Source organism: Sodaliphilus sp. (assembly GCF_045598405.1).
Classification (GTDB): Bacteria; Bacteroidota; Bacteroidia; order Bacteroidales; family Muribaculaceae; genus Sodaliphilus; species Sodaliphilus limicaballi.
The window spans coordinates 1-22221 of record NZ_JAZLLZ010000059.1 but is presented as its reverse complement, the minus strand read 5'-3'; the positions used below and the strand labels follow the sequence as shown (position 1 = coordinate 22221).

The 22221-nt window shown below is 50.2% G+C and carries 17 protein-coding genes, 1 tRNA gene and 1 pseudogene; 8 read left to right on the top strand and 11 right to left on the bottom strand.

The features are described from left to right. Position 1 precedes the first annotated feature (1 nt). The 11 genes from wecC to glpA all read right to left on the bottom strand — a co-directional run bounded on the left by wecC (position 2) and on the right by glpA (position 15304). Entirely contained in the window at positions 2 to 1207 is a 1206-nt protein-coding gene (gene wecC / locus ACKI3C_RS04865) for a UDP-N-acetyl-D-mannosamine dehydrogenase (protein WP_407402618.1), read from the bottom strand. A 20-nt stretch (positions 1208 to 1227) separates the two neighbouring features. Beyond that, entirely contained in the window at positions 1228 to 3615 is a 2388-nt protein-coding gene (locus tag ACKI3C_RS04860; protein ID WP_407402616.1) for a polysaccharide biosynthesis tyrosine autokinase, read from the bottom strand. 11 nt (positions 3616 to 3626) lie between these two features. Next, positions 3627 to 4427 carry a polysaccharide biosynthesis/export family protein gene (locus tag ACKI3C_RS04855; RefSeq protein WP_407402614.1) on the bottom strand — a complete coding sequence of 267 codons (801 nt, stop codon included), beginning with the start codon at positions 4425 to 4427 and terminating at the stop codon, positions 3627 to 3629. 19 nt (positions 4428 to 4446) lie between these two features. Further along, on the bottom strand, positions 4447 to 5481 hold the full coding sequence (locus ACKI3C_RS04850) for a glycosyltransferase family 4 protein (protein WP_407402612.1): 1035 nt from the start codon (positions 5479 to 5481) through the stop codon (positions 4447 to 4449). Between the two features lie 874 nt (positions 5482 to 6355). After that, complete coding sequence (locus tag ACKI3C_RS04845; RefSeq protein ID WP_407402610.1) at positions 6356 to 7345, bottom strand: YncE family protein; 990 nt, start codon at positions 7343 to 7345, stop codon at positions 6356 to 6358. 142 nt (positions 7346 to 7487) lie between these two features. Then, positions 7488 to 8663 carry a porin gene (locus ACKI3C_RS04840; RefSeq protein ID WP_407402608.1) on the bottom strand — a complete coding sequence of 392 codons (1176 nt, stop codon included), beginning with the start codon at positions 8661 to 8663 and terminating at the stop codon, positions 7488 to 7490. A 59-nt stretch (positions 8664 to 8722) separates the two neighbouring features. Next, positions 8723 to 9592, bottom strand: coding sequence for an HAD-IIA family hydrolase (locus ACKI3C_RS04835; RefSeq protein WP_407402606.1), 870 nt, complete (start codon positions 9590 to 9592; stop codon positions 8723 to 8725). An 83-nt stretch (positions 9593 to 9675) separates the two neighbouring features. Then, positions 9676 to 11169, bottom strand: a complete 1494-nt coding sequence (locus ACKI3C_RS04830; RefSeq protein WP_407402604.1) for an MFS transporter — start codon at positions 11167 to 11169, stop codon at positions 9676 to 9678. Positions 11170 to 11192: 23 nt separating this feature from the next. Further along, positions 11193 to 12449, bottom strand: coding sequence for an anaerobic glycerol-3-phosphate dehydrogenase subunit GlpC (glpC, locus tag ACKI3C_RS04825; RefSeq protein WP_407402602.1), 1257 nt, complete (start codon positions 12447 to 12449; stop codon positions 11193 to 11195). Between the two features lie 6 nt (positions 12450 to 12455). Next, on the bottom strand, positions 12456 to 13694 hold the full coding sequence (glpB, locus tag ACKI3C_RS04820) for an anaerobic glycerol-3-phosphate dehydrogenase subunit GlpB (protein WP_407402600.1): 1239 nt from the start codon (positions 13692 to 13694) through the stop codon (positions 12456 to 12458). Next, positions 13691 to 15304 (bottom strand): anaerobic glycerol-3-phosphate dehydrogenase subunit A, encoded by a 1614-nt coding sequence (gene glpA, locus ACKI3C_RS04815; RefSeq protein ID WP_407402598.1) that lies wholly within the window; start codon positions 15302 to 15304, stop codon positions 13691 to 13693. The genes glpB and glpA overlap by 4 nt, the downstream gene beginning before the upstream one ends. Before the next feature lie 434 nt (positions 15305 to 15738). On the opposite strand from glpA, the gene ACKI3C_RS04810 reads away from it, so the two are divergent. From ACKI3C_RS04810 to ACKI3C_RS04775, 8 genes and pseudogenes are all read left to right on the top strand, one after another. Then, positions 15739 to 16503, top strand: a complete 765-nt coding sequence (locus ACKI3C_RS04810; RefSeq protein WP_407402596.1) for a DeoR/GlpR family DNA-binding transcription regulator — start codon at positions 15739 to 15741, stop codon at positions 16501 to 16503. Between the two features lie 431 nt (positions 16504 to 16934). After that, positions 16935 to 17681 (top strand): annotated as a pseudogene (locus ACKI3C_RS04805) (glycerophosphodiester phosphodiesterase family protein); the annotation flags it as partial. Further along, positions 17676 to 18689, top strand: coding sequence for an SGNH/GDSL hydrolase family protein (locus tag ACKI3C_RS04800; RefSeq protein WP_407402630.1), 1014 nt, complete (start codon positions 17676 to 17678; stop codon positions 18687 to 18689). The pseudogene ACKI3C_RS04805 and the gene ACKI3C_RS04800, both read left to right, overlap by 6 nt. An 87-nt stretch (positions 18690 to 18776) precedes the next feature. Further along, the gene (locus ACKI3C_RS04795) at positions 18777 to 19292 is read left to right on the top strand and encodes a DUF4199 domain-containing protein (protein WP_407402594.1); all 516 of its coding nucleotides are present in this window, start codon (positions 18777 to 18779) and stop codon (positions 19290 to 19292) included. Positions 19293 to 19325: 33 nt separating this feature from the next. Further along, positions 19326 to 20279: a glycosyltransferase family 2 protein gene (locus ACKI3C_RS04790; protein ID WP_407402592.1), complete on the top strand. Its 954-nt coding sequence runs from the start codon at positions 19326 to 19328 to the stop codon at positions 20277 to 20279. Continuing rightward, positions 20276 to 20758 (top strand): DUF6452 family protein, encoded by a 483-nt coding sequence (locus ACKI3C_RS04785; RefSeq protein ID WP_407402590.1) that lies wholly within the window; start codon positions 20276 to 20278, stop codon positions 20756 to 20758. The genes ACKI3C_RS04790 and ACKI3C_RS04785 overlap by 4 nt, the downstream gene beginning before the upstream one ends. Further along, complete coding sequence (locus tag ACKI3C_RS04780) at positions 20758 to 21657, top strand: DUF6048 family protein (protein WP_407402588.1); 900 nt, start codon at positions 20758 to 20760, stop codon at positions 21655 to 21657. Before ACKI3C_RS04785 ends, ACKI3C_RS04780 begins: the two co-directional genes overlap by 1 nt. 225 nt (positions 21658 to 21882) lie before the next feature. Then, positions 21883 to 21956 (top strand) — tRNA-Thr (locus ACKI3C_RS04775). The last annotated feature ends 265 nt before the right edge of the window (positions 21957 to 22221 follow it).

Genomic DNA, 22221 nt, shown 5'->3' with positions numbered 1-22221 from the left:
ATTATTTCTTAAATATACCGCAGAAGTCAAGGATCACCTTATCGTCACGCCACTCGAGTGTCTTGAACTCGTTGTGTGCAGTAAGGAACACCACGATGTCGGCTTCTTCATAAGCCTTCTCGAAGTGGGTGAGCTTGAACACCTTGTGCTCGGTGATATTGGGTTCAACAACCATAATGTCGGCATTGTTGAAGCTCTGCATCACCTCGGCAGTAATGCGCTTTGCAGGAGACTCACGCAGGTCGTCAATGTTGGGCTTAAATGCAAGTCCCATCATTGCCACTTGAGGCTTACGGCCACGGTCCAGTTCAAACTGCAGCATGGTGCTCTTCACCTTCTCGGCACACCACTGTGCCTTAAAATTATTGGTTTCGCGAGCCTGGGCGATGATTTTAGCCTCCTCGGGGAATTCGGCAGTGATGAAATAAGGGTCAACAGCAATGCAGTGTCCTCCCACGCCGCAACCAGGCTGAAGGATATTCACGCGCGGATGCTTGTTGGCAAGATTGATGAGTTCCCACACGTTGATGCCAGCCTTGTCGCAAATAAACGACAACTCGTTGGCAAAGGCAATCTGAGCATCACGGCTAGAATTCTCGGTGAGCTTGCACATCTCGGCTGTGCGAGCATTGGTCTTGTGCAGCTGTCCGGTAACAAACTGCGAATAGAATTCAACTGCCTTGTCGCTAGCCTCGGGCGTCATGCCGCCTATCACGCGATCATTGTGAACAAGTTCATATATCACATTGCCTGGCAAGACTCTCTCAGGGCAATAAGCTATATATATGTGTCCTTCCAATTCAGGACGAGCAGCAAAAATCTGCTTAGCGATGTGCTCGGTTGTTCCAACGGGAGAAGTTGACTCAATCACAAACAAGTCGCCGTCCTTCAAGAAAGGAACTACAGCTTTTGTGGCAGCCTCGACATAAGAAATGTCAGGCTTGTGGTTGCCCTTGAACGGGGTAGGTACTACGATAAAATACGCATCAGCAACTTCAGGTTTAGTTGACGCCTTTAATTTGCCAGTAGCAACCATTTCCTGCAGGAGTTCCTCCATACCGGGTTCAATGATGTGCAGCTTACCCTTATTTGTCATCTCGACGACCTTGGGATTCACGTCAACACCGACAATGTCAACACCGCTTCTTGCAGCGATGATTGCAGTGGGCAGGCCTATATAGCCAAGGCCCATAAAACATGCTTTCATTATTGTATATATTTTTACTATTAATAAACTTTGTTATCCTTGGCCGAATATTCGCCATAACGTCCATAAGAATGATACTCGTCCTTAACGCCATTGAGCAACAGCACGAGATTAGTGTATCTCTTCTCGCGGTAATACTCGTCAACTTCAGGAAGCAAATCACGCTCAAACAAGCCTGCACGAATCAAGAAGATAGTCATGTCGCAAAGCTTTGTGATAATCGAAGCATCGGCAACGATGCCCAACGGAGGACAATCCAAGAAGATAAAATCATAATTATCCTTAAGCTTCTTGAGCAATTCTTCCAGACGGTTACTATAGAGCAATTCAGTGGGGTTGGGAGGAATCACGCCGATGGGAATAATGTCAAGATTGGGGACTACTGCGTCCTTAACGATGATTTCGTCCACATCATTCACGTGATCGCTGAGATAATTAGAAATACCCACGGTGTGTCCTTTCACAAAGCGAGAAGTGGTACCCTTGCGGAGATCCAGGTCTATTAGAAGAACCTTTTTGCCATTAATCGCAAACGCAGTTGACAAGTTGGTCGATACGAATGTCTTACCCGAACCCGGGAAAGCAGAGGTAAACATGATGACATTACACTTGCGCTCCTTGCCTGCCACAAACTCAAGGTTGGTTCTAACGACACGGAAGGCCTCGTTAATGACATCGTTGCTCTTCTCCTTAACCACAATCTTGCGAACCTCCTTACGCTTGTTGAGGAATGAGAGGAGGCCAGAATAACCTTTATAGTTAAGAGGAATCTCACCAACGAATGGCATAGTGAGCATCTCGATGTCCTTGCGGCGCTGTACTGTGGTGTCCATGTTAAACATGAGAGTAAGCAAAATAACGGGAACCAAGATACCCAATGCAAGCGAGATGATGAGGACATTAATCTTAACCGGGCTAGAATGTTTCTTGCTACCTGCAGGAGGATTGAGCAGTTTAGATCTAGTGTTATAAGCCTTTGTCATCTGGGTCTCAGCACGTTTTTGAAGCAAGAACACATAAAGCTGTTCTTTCACCTTCTGCTGACGCTCAACGCTGAGCAGATATTTTGCTTGGTTAGGACTGTTAGAGATCTGGCGGTTAGTCGCGTTCTCAACGCCTTTGATATCTTGCAAGCGGTTGTTAAGGTTGGCAATAACATTGTCAAGCGACGAAATAATAGCGCGACGTGTTGCAGCAAGCGTCTGGTCAAGCTCTACCACCATGGGGTTATTAACTCCACTATTGGCTATCAATGTGTTGCGTTTGGTCACATTCTCATTGTAAGCAGCAATCTGTGCGGCAACCGATGTGCTTTCGATACCAGAGTTGGCAGGAAGCACTTGGTATTTAGAACCTTCGCTGGCAAGTTGCTTGCGTATAAAGGTTGCCATGAACTTCTGGTTGTCAAGTTCCATGCGCTGAGCGCTCAGTGTTTCAGAACGATTGATGTTTATAGCAGTTGTGGTCTGTACATCAGGCACGTTATTCGAGCTTTTGTAAGAAGCGATGTCACTATCCACGCTACCCAACTCACTCTCAATCTGCTTCAATTCCTCGTCGATGAAACGAGAAGTGCTCACCGCCTGCTGGTTGATATCATCCATCCACTTGTTGTTATATACATCAAACAGTGCATAAAGAATATCCTCGGCACGTTCAGCCGACTCGTCAACAAGCTCAAGGTCAATAACCGAAGCCTTGGGGTCGTTCAAATCAGCAAACAGACGCGAAACATACTTTTGCGTCACATCAAGAACAGGATAACGAGAAACCTTAATGGGATTATCAGGACGCTTGTCAAAGTGTTCGGTCTTAGTAACTAAGACTTTTCCTAATGGAGTATTGATTATCGCATCAAACTTTCCGTTAACAACCTTGTCGGCAGGAATGTTCTCGCCTTCCTCTCCTGCAAGCTGGAAATTGGTCAGCTGGATGTTTTTGTCGTCAATGATTTTCACCTGAAGGTGAGCCACATCATCCTGCTGGATATCGGCAAGGGTAACACGTATGGGCAGGTTCTTGCCATACAGAACACCCTCACGGAACAATCCATCCACCCTATAATCCATATCAAGATGCAAGTGCTTGACCACATCCATCATGTAGGACGGTGACTTGAATGTAATCATTTCATTGTACACATTACCACGTCCGGTTGACACGCCGAACATAGAGAACTGACTGAACTGGTTAGAGATTGAGTTTGATTCATTATCACGAATCAGAACAGCCGACTTGCGCACATACATTGGCACAGTTGTGAGATAATAATATCCACCGCACATCAATGCCAGGATGATACATGAAACAAACCAACTCCACTTCTTCAGCAAATAGTTTAGCCAATCGTGAATCTCTATAAGGTCTTCATTTTTTGATTCCTGACGATTTTTATTCAATGATTCCATTTTTTCTAGGATTATTTTTTAACAATAAACATAGTGATAGTTGTGAGCAACGAAGCGACTGAAATCCAGAGCGAAGGCTGCGAGAAAGCAGTACCTGCCTCGGTCGATTCCTTGGCCCTTCTTTCGTTAGGTTCAATATAGACGATGTCGTTGGGTTTCAAGTAAAACACCGGCGACGAGTACAGGTCATCAGCGTTAGTCAAGTTCACTCTGTAGTAAGTCTGCCTTCCATTTTCCTCACGAGCAACAAGCACATTCTCGCGAACGCCATAAATGGTAAGGTCACCAGCCCTGCTGAGCGCATCGAGCAGAGTGAGTTTGTCGTGGTCAAATCCATATCGTCCAGGATTCCTAACCTCGCCCATCACGCCATAAGTCAGGTCAAGGAAATCGACTGTGATAGTAGGATCCTTGAGAAGCTCACGGCTCACAAGTTCAAGCTTTATCTTCTGCGCCACCTCTTTGCGAGTGAGGCCAGCCACATGCATTTCGCCCAAAACGGGGAACTCAATGTTACCATTTGGGTCAATAGTGTAACTCGCAACTTGGTTAGTATTAAGGCTTTGGTCAGACGATGTAGTCCTGTAGTGTCCCACAATGGGAAGGTTGAACAGGTAAGCGAGATTGGGGTCCTTGCTGCTCACCAGTATTGACAACTTGTCTCCCGGCTGAAGAGTTACAAATATGGGTTGTGACAATTCGTACGACTGTCCGTTTTGAACTCCTTGGAAGTACCCAAGTTTAGGAGTACTGCATGCTCCTAACACAAGCGACACAGCAACTGCAACAATAAGTGATTTAATATTCTTCATTATGCTTTGTTTATTTATTTTACTTCATTAATTTGGTCAGCACAACATTAAGCAGTGTGTACACTATCAGCAAGATAGCAATTACAAAGTTAACATCCAGATACTGCGCCAGCACACATGCGACAACAATAATGAGGATGTTCAACAATGACACGACCAATGATACTTTATGATGTGATAAACCTATAGCAAGCAACTTGTGGTGTATGTGATTCTTATCGGCCATGAACGGGCTGTTACCAAAGCGCACACGGTGAATCACAACTCTCACTACATCAAGGCATGGCAAGAACAACGGAGCAAATGCCATTACAAAACAATTATCTTCGTTGAGAGGCTCCGCGCACATGTTGCATGCGAGAACTCCCATGAATGTCATGACAAGCCCCAGGAACAACGACCCGGTATCGCCCATGAATGTCTTGGTGCGTGCCGATGCCTTGCCTAGCACATTAAATCGCATGAATGCAAGCAGAGCGCCCACAACACACAGGCACACAACTGCATAGACGGGGGCACAGGAATTAAGCACCCAGGCATAATATCCCATTGCAACAACAGCTATAGACGACGCCTGCCCGTCAATACCATCGATGAAATTGATAGCGTTAGTGCAATAGATAACTGCAAAAATAGTGATAAGCCATCCTATTGCGGGATGAATCTCGTGCAGTCCACACATGCCATGGAAATCCTTGAGATACACGCCCGAAGCACACAGCAGCACGCCTGTTAAGAACTGAGCCACAAACTTCACTCTGTATTTCAATCCCTTAATGTCATCTATCAGCCCTACGGCGAAGATTATACACACGGCACACAACTGCAAAGCAACATCTTGCATCACCACGCCATTAGTTGTCACGTCATTGCAGTACATCATCAAGCCGCCTGCAAGCATTGACAATAACGACGCCACGAGAAAGACTACCCCGCCTATGCGAGGCACTATCTCGTCGTGTATCTTCCTTTCATTTGGCTTATCATACATGCCACGATTGAGCGCATATTTTATCACTCCCGGCATGAACAATAGCGTTAACCCAAAAGCCAAAATCAAAGATATAATATATATGTTAGTCATCACAAATCTCAATCAAATATTTTTGGTATCAATCACACACAATCGTAATGGCTGTGCCGCAACCAGTACCTGTTTTTGTTGCGTCTGTCGATGTTCATCAAAAGTATCAAGAGGAACACAATGAACAGGCACGAGCAAAAGTGCTCACACTAGCCCACTCTTTCAATTCCCAAAGTATATAACACCCACGTTGCCACACTACCACAAAAGCCATGGCAACCGGATATACTTCTAATGTCTCAAGTACCACTTAAAAAACTAGCACTCAAGCAAATAAACAGACACAATGTCATTTATCCACACAACAACACACATCAGTGCATACGTGCATAGACGTGCAAAGTTAATAAAAATTATGCTCTTATGCAATTTTTTGAGACTTTATCTTTAAGGCAACCGAATCAAAATTGTTGCAGCAACACATGTCCGGTCAGGACAAAACCATCGATAACCCTGCACGCTGCGCAGTAGAATGTGCGGGAAAAAAACATATATCATGGCGTCTGGAAGACGCAAATGTAAAACATGGTTTTATTCAACAGCGTCTTCCAGACGCAGTTTAGGGTAGCATTCTTTCTGTGCAGGCTCTTGGAGCTTCGCCCCTGCGCGCCTACATGGTTATCAATGGAACTCAATTTTAGCATATGGAACCATTTGAGTTTCAACTGTTTGCTCCGATTAACGTCCTACTGGACGCATCTGTTTGTTGATACTATACCCCCACCGCCACTACGTTCGGCGGTGGGGGTTATTTAGATATTGTCCTACTGGACAATAAATTAGCATCATTTATTATAAAAGCTAAAGTTGAATCTATAAGATATCAGTAATCTATAAGTTTAGATTATTTGATCTTCTCATAAATGTAGAGCTCGTGGATTTCCTTGTCGTAACCTTCGTTAACGAACGGACCCTGGCTCATACCAAGGATGATCTGAGTACCACGGTTGTTGAGAACCAGGAGGTCATCAGTAACGGGGTCGATGCAGAGACCTTCGATCTCACCGCAGCGACGGAAGTCGGTCATCTCACGGAGGAGAGTAACCTTGCCACCCATAGCACCACCAGCGATCTTGCCTGTGCGCTTAACAACCTTACCGTCCTTGTCAGTCTTAACGCTCCAAGGAGTGTCCTTAACGGGCTCTGTACCGTCAACGAGGCCAGTGAAGGGAGCACCAGTGATGTCCATCTGGTAAACGTTGTCGGCGATGTGGTAAGTTGACTCACCGTCATCGGCAGCAAGAAGCATCTTGCCATCAACTACGAAGATACCCTGGCACCAATAGGGCTCGGGGCGGCACTGAACCTTAGTGTAGTACTGCTTAGTCTCGAGGCTGTAAGCATATACATAGCGGCTGTCAACCCAGTCAGAGAGCCAAACGAGGCCACGCTCACGGTCAACTGCAAGACCAGAAACCTCTACCTGACCTGATTCGGGCTTCCAAGGAATTGACTCGATGTATTTGAGAGTCTTAGCATCGTAGATGTCGATAGAGATGTTCTGACCACGACCCAGGTTGAAGTACTCATTACCTGTGTAGATCTTGCCATCATAAACGTCGATGTCGCCGAAGTGGTTAGCACCACCGTTCTTTACATCGGGATTGTTGAACAGGCCTTCCTTATCAGTGCGCTTGTTAACGAGGTTCCAGTTACGGTCGTAAACATAGATACCGCGAGTGTCGCTGATGTAGAAGTGCTCCTTGTCGGCAGCAACGCCCTGACGTCCGGGAACGGTAATCACTTTCTTAAGACGATACTCAGTACCGAGGTGCTGTGCACTAGCTGCCATACCGAGGCTGCATACTGCGAGAAGAATTAATAATTTCTTCATAATAATTAGGTTTTGTTGGTTAGTTAAAAAAGTTATAAAAAAGTAGTCTATGAATTTGAAGGAGGGCGCTGTGTCTCGGTTAGGGGGCATCGGAACCCTCCTTCGTGTTTTTTTGCTTAAAGATTCTAGTCAGAGTTCTAGATTAGAACTTGAAGAGACCCATGAGCTGGATGTGCTCGCTCTTCTCGAGGCCACCAGCATCCTTAACAGATGAGTTGTACATGTAGTGACCGTAGTTGAGCTGAACCTTTACGTTAGCGATGGGCTGATAAGTCAGACCAAGGAGGATGCGGTTGTAGTTAGTACCAGCAGTTGTCTCGTGCATTTTGTCCTTGTACATATCCCAGCGAACGATGGGGAGGAACTTGCCAGCGTGGTAGCCAACGAGAGCGTAAGCACCCTGCTCGTCAACAACCTGGTTGCCGTCAACCTTAGACTTCATGAAACCATACTCAGCACGTACATCGAGACCTGTGGGGTTGTTGTACCATGCACCAACAACGGTACGAGTCATGGGGTTGTACTTGTTAGTACCTGTGGGAGCAACAGCGCCTGTGCCACCATTGAGAGCCTGTGAGCTGTACTCGCCCCAGTTGAAGGTACCCTTAACGTTGAAGTGCTTGAAGGGACGGATAGTTGCGCTCAAGTAGATGTCCTTAGTGTTGTTGCGGTCATCCTTGCAGGGGATAGAACCGTTGGTCAAAGCAACATCATAGTGGAAGTACTTGAAGCCCTTGCCACTTTCACCGAGATCACCCATCAACATTACACCGAGGTCACGACCGTAGTCAACCAGGTTATACTCGTAGGGGTTGCGGCAAGCAATGCGGTAAACGATGTTAGAGAAGTCAACAGTCTCGAGGGTAGCGGGAGAGATGTCGTAGTTCTCATAGCCAAGAGGAGTGTAGAACTGACCAGCGCGTACCTTGAAAGCGTCACATACCTTGTAAGTTGCAAACGCGTCCATAACCTGGATGTTCTTCTGGCCGTTGCCATTAGTTGAACCAGCGATACCGTTGAAGGCCTCGATTTGCAGACGGAAGTCTACCTTAGAACCTACCTTGCCGTCCATGATCAAGCGGAGACGCTTAGCCTGGAAAGAAGAAGTAGATGCGTCCTTGTTGCTGGTGTAGTTCCAACCTGTCTGGAGGTAACCAGAGATCTTAGGCATTTTAGAAACCAGCTTCTCAAGGTCTGACTGTTGGGGAGCAGCTTCAGCAGCAGCCTCTACCACGGGTTCAGCCTCAGCCATCTCAGTTGCGTTAACTGCCGGGCAGATAGCAGCGGCAGCAATCATGAAAGATAAAAACTTTTTCATAATCTTAAAATTTTGGTTAGTAAATAAAAATTAATTAGGTTTTTAGTGAAAAATTCAGTTTATTTCTTGCGGGCCTCGACCAGCAGATTAGCAAACTCCATCACGTTCAAGGCAGTGATGTCGGGCTGCGGGTCATTGGCCAGTGCAGTTTCAAGAGTAGTTTCGCCGCTCAGCACGAGCACCCCCAGCGAGCCGGCATTCTGTGCAGTAGCCACATCGGTGTAGATGCGGTCGCCAGCCATAGCAATCTCATCGCTCTGGAGGCCCATCTTGTCGCGAATGCACAGTAGCATGTTGGGGTTGGGCTTGCCTATCACCACGTCGGGCTGGCGCTTGCAAGCACCCTCAATGGCCTTGCACAGCGAGCCGCAGTCCACGAGGATCACCTCCTGGTCGGTGGGGCACACCCAGTCGGGGTTGGTGGCGATGTAGGGGATGTCGAGCTTGCTTGCCCACCAAGTGGCGCGGCACAGGCGGCTATACACCAGCGTGGTGTCGAAAGCCACAACGAGCACATCGGGACGGTCGTTAGGATCGTCTTCACACAGCTCAAATCCTGCCTTGATAAATTCCTCTTGCATGCTGGGAGTGCCCAGGGTGAAAAGGCGCTTGGCAGTGGGATGGTGCTGCTTGATGTAGTCGATGGTAGCAAGCGACGATGTGTACATCTGCTCGTCGGTAGCCTTGATGCCCAGTTTGTCGAGCTTGATAAGGTAGTCCTTGTGGCTCTTGGTGGGATTGTTGGTCAAGAACGAGTAGGTGATGCCGTTCTCTGTGAGAGTGTCAAGGAACTTGTGGGTGTAGGGGAACAGGGTCGAACCCATGTAGATGGTTCCGTCCATGTCGAGTGCCACGTGCTTGATCTTGCGGCAGCGTTCCATGAGCTCCTCGTGCGAGTAAGGCGACATGTATTTGTCAAATTCTTGCATTGTCATAGCGAGTAGTTAATCTTTTTAGTTTTCTAGCGGTGCAACCCGGTGCTGGGCAGCACCGCTATGTTAACTAACAATTCTTATTTTTCGTCGTCGTAAACGATGTTTGCAGCTCTTTCATAACCATCGCGGGGTGCTTGCCACATAGAGATGAGGATAAACATGCCGATGATAGCTACAACGATGATGGTGTAGAATACTGATGTCCAGCCATAGAGGTCGGCGATGTAACCAACGAGGAGACCTGCGAGACCAGAGCCGAGGTAACCCAGGATACCTGCGATACCGTTGGCACGAGCACTTGCTTCCTTAGTTGCCTGGTTACCGAGTTCGATACCGATGAGAGCTTGAGGACCATAGATGAAGAAACCTGCACCTACGAGTGTTGCTGCGATGGGAGTGATGCCAGCGCTCTCGGGGAGTAATGCGAATGTGGTCATGAACAGAGCTGCACCAGCCATGCACACTACGCACATGCGGTGCCCCTTGCCCTTGAAGAACTTGTCGGTGCACCAGCCTGCAACGAGAGTACCCACGATACCAGCAATCTCAAATGCCGCTGTTGTCCATGTTGCGCTCTTGATGTCAAGGCCGCGAGCCTCGGTGAGGAACTTGGGACCCCAGTCGAGGACACCCATGCGAACCACGTAAACAAAGAGGTTGGCAACACAGAATGTCCATACCCAGCGGTTTTTCCAAACCATCACACTCTCAAATCTCTTGCGGCGAGCAGTGCTCATGCCACCATCCTTCAAGCCACCAAGGCCAGTGTCGGGGAGGTCGGGCAGACCAACCTCCTTGGGCTCGTCGCGAAGGCCGATGAAGATGCCGATGGCACCAACAAGGGCGAGGCAAGCGGGAACATAGAAGCAGAACTTCCACGCGCCATAGTGAGCAGCGTAAACGAGAGCCTGGTTAGCAGCATCCTTAACTTCGTTAGCCTCAAGGTTGGTTTGTATGCTGCTAACAACCTCGGCATTAGCCGAGAGGTCTTGACCCATAGAGCCAAGGAGATAACCGCACACTACTACTGCAAGAGCCGCGCCGATTGAGTGCGAGCAGTTCCAGATAGACATCTTGGTTGCGAGCTCGCTGGGGTGAATCCAGTGAGGCAAGATGCGTGCGCACGGAGGATAACCCATGCCCTGAAAGAACTGGTTGAGGATGATAGTGATACCCATCACAAGGATGAGGATGCTGATGAAGTCGGGACCAGCCTCAGTGCCAGTGATGAGAGAACTGAGGTTTGTGCCGAAACCGAATGCAAAGTTAGAAAGAGCACACAGCAACAAACCGAGTGCCATCACGATGCGGCCCTTGAAGCGGTCAACTGTGTAACCGTTGACAAAGCGTGAGAAACCGTAAGTGATTGAACCGAAGAAGATGATCCAACCGAAACTTTTGTTTGTGATACCGTACTCAGCGGTCATGCCTGGCATGGCTACTGAAAAGTTCTTGCGCACAAAGTAGAAGATTGCATAGCCAATCATGGTGACGAGGATAGTCCTCATCTGCCATGACATGAATTTTTTCTTACTTTCGCCAAGCGAACTGTAAACGTTTTCTTTTGCCATAAAAGTATAGTTTTACCTTGTAATTAACGATTTTTATTTAATTCTATTGTCTTTTCAACGTCAATTGCATCGGCAATAATTGAGATGGGGTTGAGCACAGGCACGCCTGTTGACATCTCGATCTGCCACTTACATGTTTCACAGTCAGTGGCTACAGCCTCAACATTGGCATCAGCGATGTTCTTGAAAAGCGAGTCACCGATTTTTTGCGAAGTCTCATAATTTTCGGTCTTGAAGCCGTAAGTTCCCGAGATGCCGCAGCACTGCGAGTCGAGCATCACGAGGTCGAGTCCGGGAATCATCTTGAGCAGTGAGGTGCTGTAGATGGCCCATCCCATGCGTTCCATGTGGCATGCTGTGTGGTAGGCAACGCGTTTCTTGTAGTCGTCGCGGAAGGCGAGTTTGAGCTTGCCCTCGTCGATGAGCTGGAACAGGAAGCGAGTGGCGAGCGTGATGTGGTCGCGCACGTCGTGGTTATCTACGTCGAGCAGGTGATGATACTCATCGCGCATGGTGAATGTGCAGGTCGAGCTGGTGGTGACGATGGTGCGTCCCTTGGCGATGGCGCTGCGCATTGAACTCATGTTGGTCTCGCCCTGACGTTTTGCTTGGTCATAAAGGCCGTTGGCAATGAGAGCAGTGCCGCAGCACTTCTCCTTGTCGAGCAGGTGCACGCCATAGCCGCATGCGTTCATTATCTTCACCAGGTCCTTGCCCAGTTGCGGGAAGTTGTAGTTCACATAGCAGCCGTGGAAGAAGCTCACGTGCTTGCTGTATTTGCTCTGCTGTGCTTGCGCGTTGCGTTTGAACCATGTCTCAAACTTCTGCGAAGCATAGGCGGGGAAGGTGCGGTGCTTGTCGATTTTCATCACCGAGTGCAGCACGGCCTTGCTCACACCCAGGCTCACTGCGAAGTTGGCCACGGGAGCCACCATAGTGGCCATTGAGCCCACGAAGTCGGTGTTGGCGAGCATCATGTCGCGCAGCTTGGGGCTGTGGGTGTTGTGTTTCATGCGAGCCTTCTGGATGATGTCGCCCACGTTCACGCCGCTGGGGCATGCCACCTCGCAACGCTTGCAGTTGAGACACATCTTGAGCGCGTCATTGAAAAACTCGGGGTTTTTGAGGCGATAACGTTCGCCATCGGGTCCGCTCTGCTTGGGACCGGGGTATGCAGGGTTTACTGCCGATACAGGGCAATAAACGGTGCAGATCGAGCACTTGAGGCACTGCTCAAAGTTGTTCTCGCTGATGTTGTTCAGTTGCATTTCGTTTGCCATGATCGTTTACTTATTTAATATGTTATTAGCCACGGTGAGCGCTGTGAGCATGTCCACGCCCTCGCCGCTAGCCAGTTTAACCTTGTTGTTGCCGCTCAGCACCTGTCCTGCCGCGTAGGTGTTGCTCAAGGGTTTGCCTTGCTTCATCACGTGCAGCTGCGCGTCGGTCTTCACGCCAAATTCCATGTAGGGCTGTGCTTCCCACACGTTGTCGCGTGTCCACTGGGTGCGGTCGGCGATAAAGTCCACGTCGGCTCCCAGAACGGGCTCATAGACTTTCTCGTAGTCGCTCACGATGCCACGTCCCATGAAAGAGCCTGTGGCGAGCACGAAGTTGTCGGCTTCGAGTCGTGTTCCCACGAGTTTCTCGGTCTCTATGCTGTTGAGTTTAGTGCCAGAGATTTCGCCCTTCACGGCCTTGTCGCCATTGAGGAATGTGCCTCCCAGAGCCTCGAAACGCTTGCGCAGCAATGCCTGCATGCGTGTGCCGGGGACTGATGGCGGAATTGTAGCCACGAAGTGGATGGGCTTGTTCACCTGCTCCTTGAGGAGTTGCGCGAGCTCGCTGTTCTTGATGCCCAGCACTGCGGGCAGCAGAATGGCCTCGGCATTGCCAGCCTTGGCGTTGATTTCGCTTGCCAGACGCTTCACGATAGCCTCGCTTGCCAGCACCTTGGCGATATTGGTTGCACGCATCTCGGTGGGGCTCTTGCGGGCCTCGTTGAGTTCGGGCAGAGTGATGGGTTTCACCTCCACCTCGGCACCCAGCTTGCGCAGTCCGTCGGCAATGAACTTGGTGGGGAAGTCAAGGTAACCGATTATGTTCATGAGTGCCACCTGCTTGTAGTTGATCTTGCCGCCGTCGATGGTGATGTAGTCTTCCATTGTGAGCCATGTGGGCTTGACAGCTCCAAGCGGGGTGAGGCGGTTGTGGTTCTTGCCAGCCTTGCCGGTGGTTTTGACGCCGGCAGCCGCAAGTAGATCTTGGGCTTGTGCAGCAAGTTTCTCCACGTCGCCCACTTTTTTATAAGGATGTGACTCGGGCAGAGCGTTGATAGCCTCCACGGGGTTTTCCACCGCCTTGCCCTCGCTGTCGTAACCGATCAGGTCAAACGAGCCCGAAGCGAAGTGCAGCGAGCTTTGTCCTGTGGCGACGATAGCCACGCGTTGTCCGGCTTGTGCCAGAGCAATGCCGCAGGTGAGGCCGCTCAAGCCGCCACCCATAATCACAGTGTTAAATTTCATTGCAATACCTCCTTTCCTTCATATTGGTTAAGTCCGCCCAGACCTTCGTAAATAGTGGCTGTGAGCTGTGCCTCGGCCATGTTGTCGCCCCAGGCTACGGGCTGCACGCCTTTCCAGCGCTCGTTGATAAACGCTGCCAGGTCTTGCTTCACGTCTTGTGCTTGCTCTTGCTTGCGGCACATCACGCCGGCAGCGCGAGTGGCGCACAACTCGCCCTGGCACGTTCCCATGCCCACGCGTGTGCGTCGGCGCAGGTTTACCAGGTTGTGCACATGGAGGTTGTCCATTGCGTAGTTTACTTCGCTCACGCTCACGTGCTCGCATTCGCACACGAGAGCGTCTTCAACGATGTCAGTAGTCTGTGCGATAGCCTTGGTGAGCGTTCCGTGGCGTCCCTCGGCAGCCATGACTGCTGTAGTCTTTTTGGGTAGTTCCGTTTTAGGTTCTGAACCTGGAAGGGGAGTGGTTGCTGTCTCGCAAGCCTTGTTGATGTTCAATTTCTTGCAGGCGAGGTTAGTTGCGTCCTCTGCCATCAGGCGGTATGTCATCATCTTTCCGCCTGTGATAGTGATAAATCCAGCGAGTCCGTCGCGAGTCTCGTGGTCGAGGCACACGATGCCGCGGCTGATGCTTCGTCCGCTGGGGTCATTGTCGGCAGCCACAAGCGGCCTTACGCCGGCATAAGCTCGCAGGATGCGTGTTGTTGCCAGTGCGGGGGCGAGTTTTTCGCCTTCGCGCAGCAGCACTTCCACCTCCTGTGGTGTCACTCGCATGTCGTCCACTGTGTCCATGGGCACGCGGTCGCTAGTGGTGCCAATCACGCACACTGTGTCGTCGGGCACGAGGATGTCGGCGTTGGCGGGCTTACGGCAGCGGTTGATAACCATGTTGTTGACGCGGTGGCCAAAGATGAGGAGTGCTCCGCGAGCTGGGAACATGTTCACTGTCACGCCTGCCTTTTGTGCCACGAGAGTGCCCCAGATTCCGGCAGCGTTGATAGTGACTTTAGCGTGAAACTCTTTGTTGATTCCTGTGTGGTGGTCGAGGACTTTGACACCCTCAACCCTGTTCTGATTGATAATTAAGTCGGTGACTTCGTGGTAGGTTAAGGCGTCGGCGCCGTGAAGCTGTGCGTCATAGACGTTGGCCATTGTAAGGCGGAACGGGTCGATTGAGGCATCTGGGATTCTCACTGCTCCGATGAGAGTGGGGTTGACAGACGGTTCAAGTCTTTTTGCTTCCTCGGGGTCGATGATGTCGGCTCTGATTCCTGCTGCATGGCAGGCGTCGACAAATGTCTTCTGATAAGCCAGATCGTCTTCAGGCAGTGTTATAAACAGACCGTCGGTTTCTTCGACGCAGTGTCTTGCGACCTTGCGCAAGGTCATATTTTCCTGGATGCATTCGGTGGCGCTTTCTTTGTCGGTTACAGCATATCGAGCGCCGCTGTGCAATAGTCCGTGGTTGCGTCCCGTGGCACCATAGGAGTAGTCGAAACGCTCTAGCAGCAGCGTCTTGAGTCCTCGCATGGCGCAATCACGAGCGGTGCCGGCACCGGTAATGCCGCCGCCTATCACAATCACGTCATATTCTTTGTGATTCGGTTCCATCCTTCTTTAATTTTTAAGGTGTTGTTGGTGTAGCTTTGTTTGTTTCGGTACAAAAGTAGTGACTTTTTTATAAGTGACAAAATTTTTCGTTAACTTTTTTGTAATAATTTCTTAATAAAATTTTAATATTTTTTATAAGTTATTGATTCATAGTTATGAACGGGTTGTGGAAATTGTGAAAAAAATATCGAGGAGGTAGTGCTGTTTTGGTTTTATGGTGCTTTCAATCAGTTTTATAGTGCTTTCAAATAGAAAATTCAGGCTTTCGTTTTGGCTTTCGTTTTGTGTTTTTGGTTTGTTTTTCGATGTGTCGCTTTTGCTTTTAGTGCTCGAAATGCGTTATTTTTCTTGCAAATTCGCTTAAATTATAGTAAATTTGCAGTGAAATATTGATGGCCTCTAATGAAACGAAACCAAATTAATACTCAATAGTTATGTTAAAGGAAAAACGTCATTCAATCATACTTGATTCACTCATCAAGCACGGTTCGGTCACTGTGAGTGAGCTGGTTGAGAAGCTGAAAGTGTCGTCAGTCACAGTGCGCAAGGACTTGACCGAGCTCGAGAAACTAGGTAAACTTTACCGTAGCCACGGCAAGGCAATCCTCATCAATCCCCACATCAACAACCGCTCGGTGATCGAGAAAGAGAAGATGGCCCCCGACGAGAAACGCGCCATCGGGCTCTCGGCAGCAAGGCTCATCGATCGCGACGACAGCATTATCATTGCGTCGGGTTCTACTGTTCATGCCCTTGCCCATGCCATCCAGCCCATCCACCGTCTCACTGTGGTGAGTGCTTCGCTGGTGGTGAGCGAGATATTGGCTGTAGATGAGAATATCGACCTCATTCAGCTGGGCGGTATGTTGCGTCACAGCAGCCTCTCGGTAGTGGGGCAGTACAGCGAGATGATACTCAACAACTGCTCGTTCAGCAAGCTCTACCTGGGTGTCGATGGCATCGACTTCGAGTATGGCATCACCACCACCGACATGCGCGAGGCCGAACTCAACCGTGTGATGATGAATGTGGCGCAGAAAACCATCGTGCTTGCCGACAGCAGCAAGTTTGGCCGCCGCGGCTTTGCCAAGATAAGCGACATGGAGAATATTGATGTCATCATCACCGATCCCGGCATCAGCGCCAAGGATGCCAAGGCCGTCGAGGAACTGGGCATCGACCTCATCATTGCAAGATAACGATAACCTTGTAACGCAACTATTCACCAATGGTAGAATCTCTCGCAGATTTCGCAGATCTAGTTTATTATAACTGAAAGAAATTAAAATAATTAAAATAATTCAAGTTTCGCAAGCTGTGATTTACTGTCTTATAAAGGAAAAAAACATAAATCGCGCCGATAGGTGCGTGGTCGCCAAGGTGCGACTGTTGATAACCGAGCGTAGCGAGCTCGGCAAAGTGAGCAGCGGCCAGTGGGCGTAGCCCGTGCCGCGATTGCCGAACCTCTGCCAACAATGCGGGGGGGTGAAGTGAGCGTAGCGAACGCAACCCTCGGTTAAAGAAAACAAAGTTGAAGCGTGCAGATGGTGCGCGACTTACCGATGTTAGGCGGTATTTTAACAACATGCGAAACTTGTATAATAATAACTTCTTAAACTCTTAACAAGCTATGAGAAAAATGTTTCTATTGTGCCTCGTGGCTCTGTGTGCCATCGCGGCAAGTGCAGCTACCCAGGTTGTGGCTCACCGTGGCTACTGGGATGCACCGGGCTCGGCCCAGAACTCAATACGCTCGCTCGTCAAGGCCGACTCTATCCATTGCGAGGGGTCGGAGTTTGACGTGTGGATGACCACCGACGGCGTGCTTTTTGTCAATCACGACGAGACAATCAACGGTGTTGAGATACAGAAATCTACCGCAGCCCAGGTGCGCACGCAGCGACTCCCAAACGGCGAACTCATTCCCACGCTCGACCAGTTGCTACGTGCCGGCAAGCGTCTCAAGACACAGCTCGTGTGCGAGCTCAAACCTCATGCCGACAAGCAGCAGGAGGCCCTTGCCGTGAAGAAAATCGTGCAGGAGTTCAAGAAACATGGTCTTGAGAAACGCGTCACCTACATCACTTTCTCGCTTCCTGGCATGAAAGAGCTTATCAAGCATGCACCGCGCGGAACCGAGGTTTATTATCTCAACGGCGAACTCTCGCCAGCCGAGCTCAAGGAAATGGGCGCGGCAGGACTCGACTACCATTACAGCGTGATGCGCAAGCACCCCGAGTGGTACCAGCAGAGCCATGACCTGGGTCTCAAGGTCAACGTGTGGACCGTCAACACTAGCGACGTGATGCAGGAATGCATCGACATGGGCGCCGACTTTATCACCACCAATGCTCCCGAACTGCTGCAGCACATGCTCGCTCACCCCGGCCTTGTGCCTCCGTGCAGCGGCAAGATAGCCTATACCGGACGCATCAACAAGACCAATCCCTTGAGTTACCTCTTTGTCTATCCCGGCACATCTTATAAGGCTGCGTTTAGTGGCAGCGGCATAGACATGCACATGAAACCCGGCAGCGGCTACTTCGAGGTAGTGGTCGATGGAATCAACCCCCACAAGATTTTTGTTGATGAGAACGACTCGACAGTGACTCTGGCTAAAGGGTTGGGCGAAGGCCTCCACGAGGTGGAGGTGTCGCTGGTCTATGAAGGCTATGCCAAGCGCCCCGAGTTTCGCGGTTTCACCCTTCACGATGGCGGCAAGATGGCCCCCGCGCCCAAGTTGCCCGAGCTCAAACTGGAGTTCATAGGCAATAGCATCACCTGCGGCTATGGCAACGAGGCTCCCGACAAGAGCTGCCCCTTTGCCGACTCCACCGAGAACCACTATTTCACCTATGCAGCCCTTGCGGCACGTGCTCTTAACGCCCAAGAGATGGCTGTGGCACGCTCTGGCATAGGCGTGTATCGCAACTACGCTGGCAAGGATGTGCCTAACACTATGACCAAGTGGTATGACTACACCTGCCTTCTCGACAGCACCCAGAAGTGGGACTTCAGTCAGTATCGTCCCGATGTGATTTGCGTAAACCTGGGTACCAACGACCTCAGCACCAAGGGGTATAATATCGACACCTATGAGCAGTACTATCTGCGCTTCGTGCGTCATCTCCACGAAGTCCAGCCCCAGGCCAAGATTGTGGCCCTCACAGGCTCGATGCTGGGCGGCACACCCCTCAAGGAGCAGAAGGCTGCCCTCGACCACGTGGGTGAGATAGTCAAAGCCGAGGGAATCGACTATTACCGTTTCGACATGAGCCTGCAAGACGGTTCGCTGGGCTACGGCGCCTCATGGCATCCGTCCATGCGCCAGCACCAGAAGATGGCATCCGAACTCATCCCGTTCCTGCGCTCAATAATCAAATAAAAGAGCATCACCCACTTTTTAGCCCATCATCTTTCGTTTTTCGTAGAAAATCACTAACTTTGTGGGTTAATTGTAAAACTAAACGAAATGGAGAGCGAAGGCAAAGTGTTTCAGGCTTCTACCGACATGGCTGTGCCCATGGCGGTTTATACCTCGGTAATGTCGATGCTGTGGGTGTTCAATGATATGATGCTGTTCATGGACTCTTTGTTCATGATTATGCTCATCATGGGTCCCGTGGTGCTCTACTTGATGCAGCGCAAGTGCCGCAAGGAGGCTGGTCCCGAGTGCGGTGTGGCAGCGCTGTGGCGCATGGGGGTTATCACCATTTTTCTGGGCACGGTGTTCACGCTCTTGCTCACATTCTGCATCCTTGAGTATGTGCGGCCGTCGTTCTTTTACGACCAGTTGCAATTCATGGCGCAGAGCTATGAGCAGATGCCCGAAATGAAAAGCAGCGAGGTTCTCACTGTCATACAAGCGATGATCGACAACGACGACTTGCCGTCGGCATGGCAGATCTCGCTGAGTATGTTCTGCGCTACCAACGTGAGTGGCTCGGTGATGAGTCTGTTCACCGCTCTTGTGGCATCACGAAAATAAAATAAGAAAAAACGAAAATTCAATAAAAAAGATATGAACATATCAGTAGTAGTTCCGCTATATAACGAGGCGGAGTCGCTTCCCGAGCTTGCCTCATGGATTGAGGATGTGATGAATAAAAACGGATTCACTTATGAAATCCTGTTTGTCAACGATGGTAGCACCGATGACTCGTGGAACGTGATAGAAGGCCTTAACAAGAGTAATCCTTGCATCAAGGGCGTCAGCTTCCGCCGCAACTATGGCAAGTCGCCAGCCCTTTTCACCGGTTTTGAGCGTGCGCAGGGCGACGTGGTCATCACCATGGATGCCGACTTGCAGGACAGCCCCGACGAGATCCCCGAGCTCTATCGCATGATTACCGAGGACGGTTATGACCTGGTGAGCGGGTGGAAGAAGAAACGCTACGACCCGCTGTCAAAGACTATTCCCACCAAGCTTTTCAACGCCACAGCACGCAAGGTGAGCGGCATACACAACCTGCACGACTTTAACTGCGGACTCAAGGCCTATCGACGCGAGGTGGTCAAGCACATCGAGGTGTATGGCGACATGCACCGCTACGTGCCTTACCTCGCCAAGAACGCTGGTTTCAACAAGATTGGCGAGAAGGTGGTGCAGCACCAGGCCCGCAAGTATGGCGTGACTAAATTCGGTCTTGACCGCTTTGTCAACGGTTATCTTGACCTGCTCACGTTGTGGTTCCAGGCCAAGTTTGGCGTGAAGCCCATGCACTTCTTCGGACTCATGGGCAGCCTCATGTTCCTCATCGGTTTCATCGCAGTGATTCTAGTGGGTGCTATCAAGCTCTTTAACATGTGGGCAGGCAACCATTACATCCTGGTGACCGACTCGCCTTACTTCTACCTCTCGCTCACAGCGATGATCATAGGTTCGCAGCTTTTCCTTGCTGGTTTCCTGGGCGAGCTCATAATTCGCAACTCACCCGAGCGCAATCGCTACGAGATATCTAAAGAACTGGAATGATGAGGAAATGCGTGTTACTGCTGGCTGGTCTAGTCCTGCTCATTGCCGCATCGTGTGGCGATGGCAGTTGCTATGACAACAGCAACAGTCTGCCGCTGGTCAGGTTTTATGCCTCGGGTGGCGGACAGGTCACTGTTTCGGGTGTGTCGTTGCGAGGCATCGATGCACCAGCCGACAGCATGCTGGTGAAAAATCAAGCTTTGAGCGAGACCTACTTGCCGCTGCGTGCCACCCGCGAGTCAACGCAATGGATCATCGAGGTGGCTGCCGTGGGCGGCAGTGGTTCGTTGAGCGACACCCTCACTGTGGATTACAAGTCGATACCTTATTTTGCAAGTGCCGAGTGTGGCGCGATGTATAGTTTTGAACTCAAGAGCGTGGACATCACCCATCACATGATAGACTCGGTGGTGGTGATGCAGCCTGTGGTCAAAAACGAGGCTCACGAAACCATGCGCATCTATTTCAAGAAACAGTGATGAAAAATATATTGTGCTACATATTGCTTGCCCTTGCAGCCGCGATGACATTGCCTTGCAATGCTTCGCCTGCCGACAGCACTCTGGTTGACTCGGTCGGCATAGCTCCGGCTCCGTCGCGCAGGCACATCACCCCCGTCAAGCCCGAGACCAATACCGTGCTGCTTCCCGGCAAGGGTGTGGACAATAAACTGCTGGAGCAATATCTCACTGGCGACACTCTCAAGGCGCAGGAAGAGGCTAGGCGAGACTCCGTCAAGCGTGCCTACACCCGCTATCCCAAGCTCACCGACATCGCTGTGGGTTTCAACTTTGTTGACCTGGTGCTGGGCGCTGCCGGACAGGACCACATGAATGTGGACGTGAACCTCACGCTCAACATGTGGAACCGTCTGCAGCCTGTGCTTGAACTGGGCATGGGGCACGCCAAGAGTACCCCCGACGGCAAGAACTACACCTACAACGGCAAGTGGTCGCCATTTGCTCGCGTAGGTGCCAACTATAACTTCATGTTCAAGAATTCGCCCGACTATCAAGGCATCGTGGGTGTGCGCCTGGGCGGCAGCACGTTCAGGTATGAGATCACCGACATTCACCACCACAACGGCTATTGGGGAGAGGATGTGACTACACAGATAACTGGTCAAAAGGGCAGTGCACTGTGGTGTGAAATCGTGGCCGGACTCAAGGTAAAGATAGTCAAGCAGGTATCGCTAGGCTGGCAGGTTAAGTTCCACACTCTGCTCAGCGAGGGCAAGTCACCGCAGGGCAAGCCTTGGTTTATCCCGGGTTACGGCACCCGTGGCGGTAGTTTGGCATTCGCTTTTAATGCTTATTACACGATTCCGCTACACAAATCTCCTGCGGTCAGCGAAAAAGGCAGTATAGCCGAGGAATAATGGTAATTTTTTTTAAGGTCAAAACAGCAGTTAATCAGAGTGTTGGTTAGCTGCTGTGTTTTTAGCATGAAACTTTTTTTGAAAAAACGCTTGCCATTAACTAAAAAAGTTGTACCTTTGCAGTCGGGTAAGTCCTATACGGCCAGCTCCCCGTGAATCCCCCAGGTCTTGACCGAAGCAAGGGTAGCAGGTTGTAGCGGCGCGATGTAGATCGCTTGCCCATTTGCCTCCATAGCTCAGTTGGCCAGAGCACGTGATTTGTAATCTCGGGGTCGTTGGTTCGAATCCGACTGGAGGCTCAAAAAGCAATGCTGAAAAGCGTTGCTTTTTTTGGGTTAGGCTCTCTTGGTTTTCTAGATATTCTAGGTCTAAAAATCCGCTGATCCCATATCGTCCGCCATCCCATCCTGCCATTAAGTTTCCTCCATTATCTCCAGTCCCCGCGCGGATTACACAGATCTCACGGATTATTTCGGATTAGCGGCTAATTGACGACGGAGTCGTCACATTGCATCGTAACCGATGGTCGTAGACCGTCGGGTAAAGTAACACACCCCATCCGAC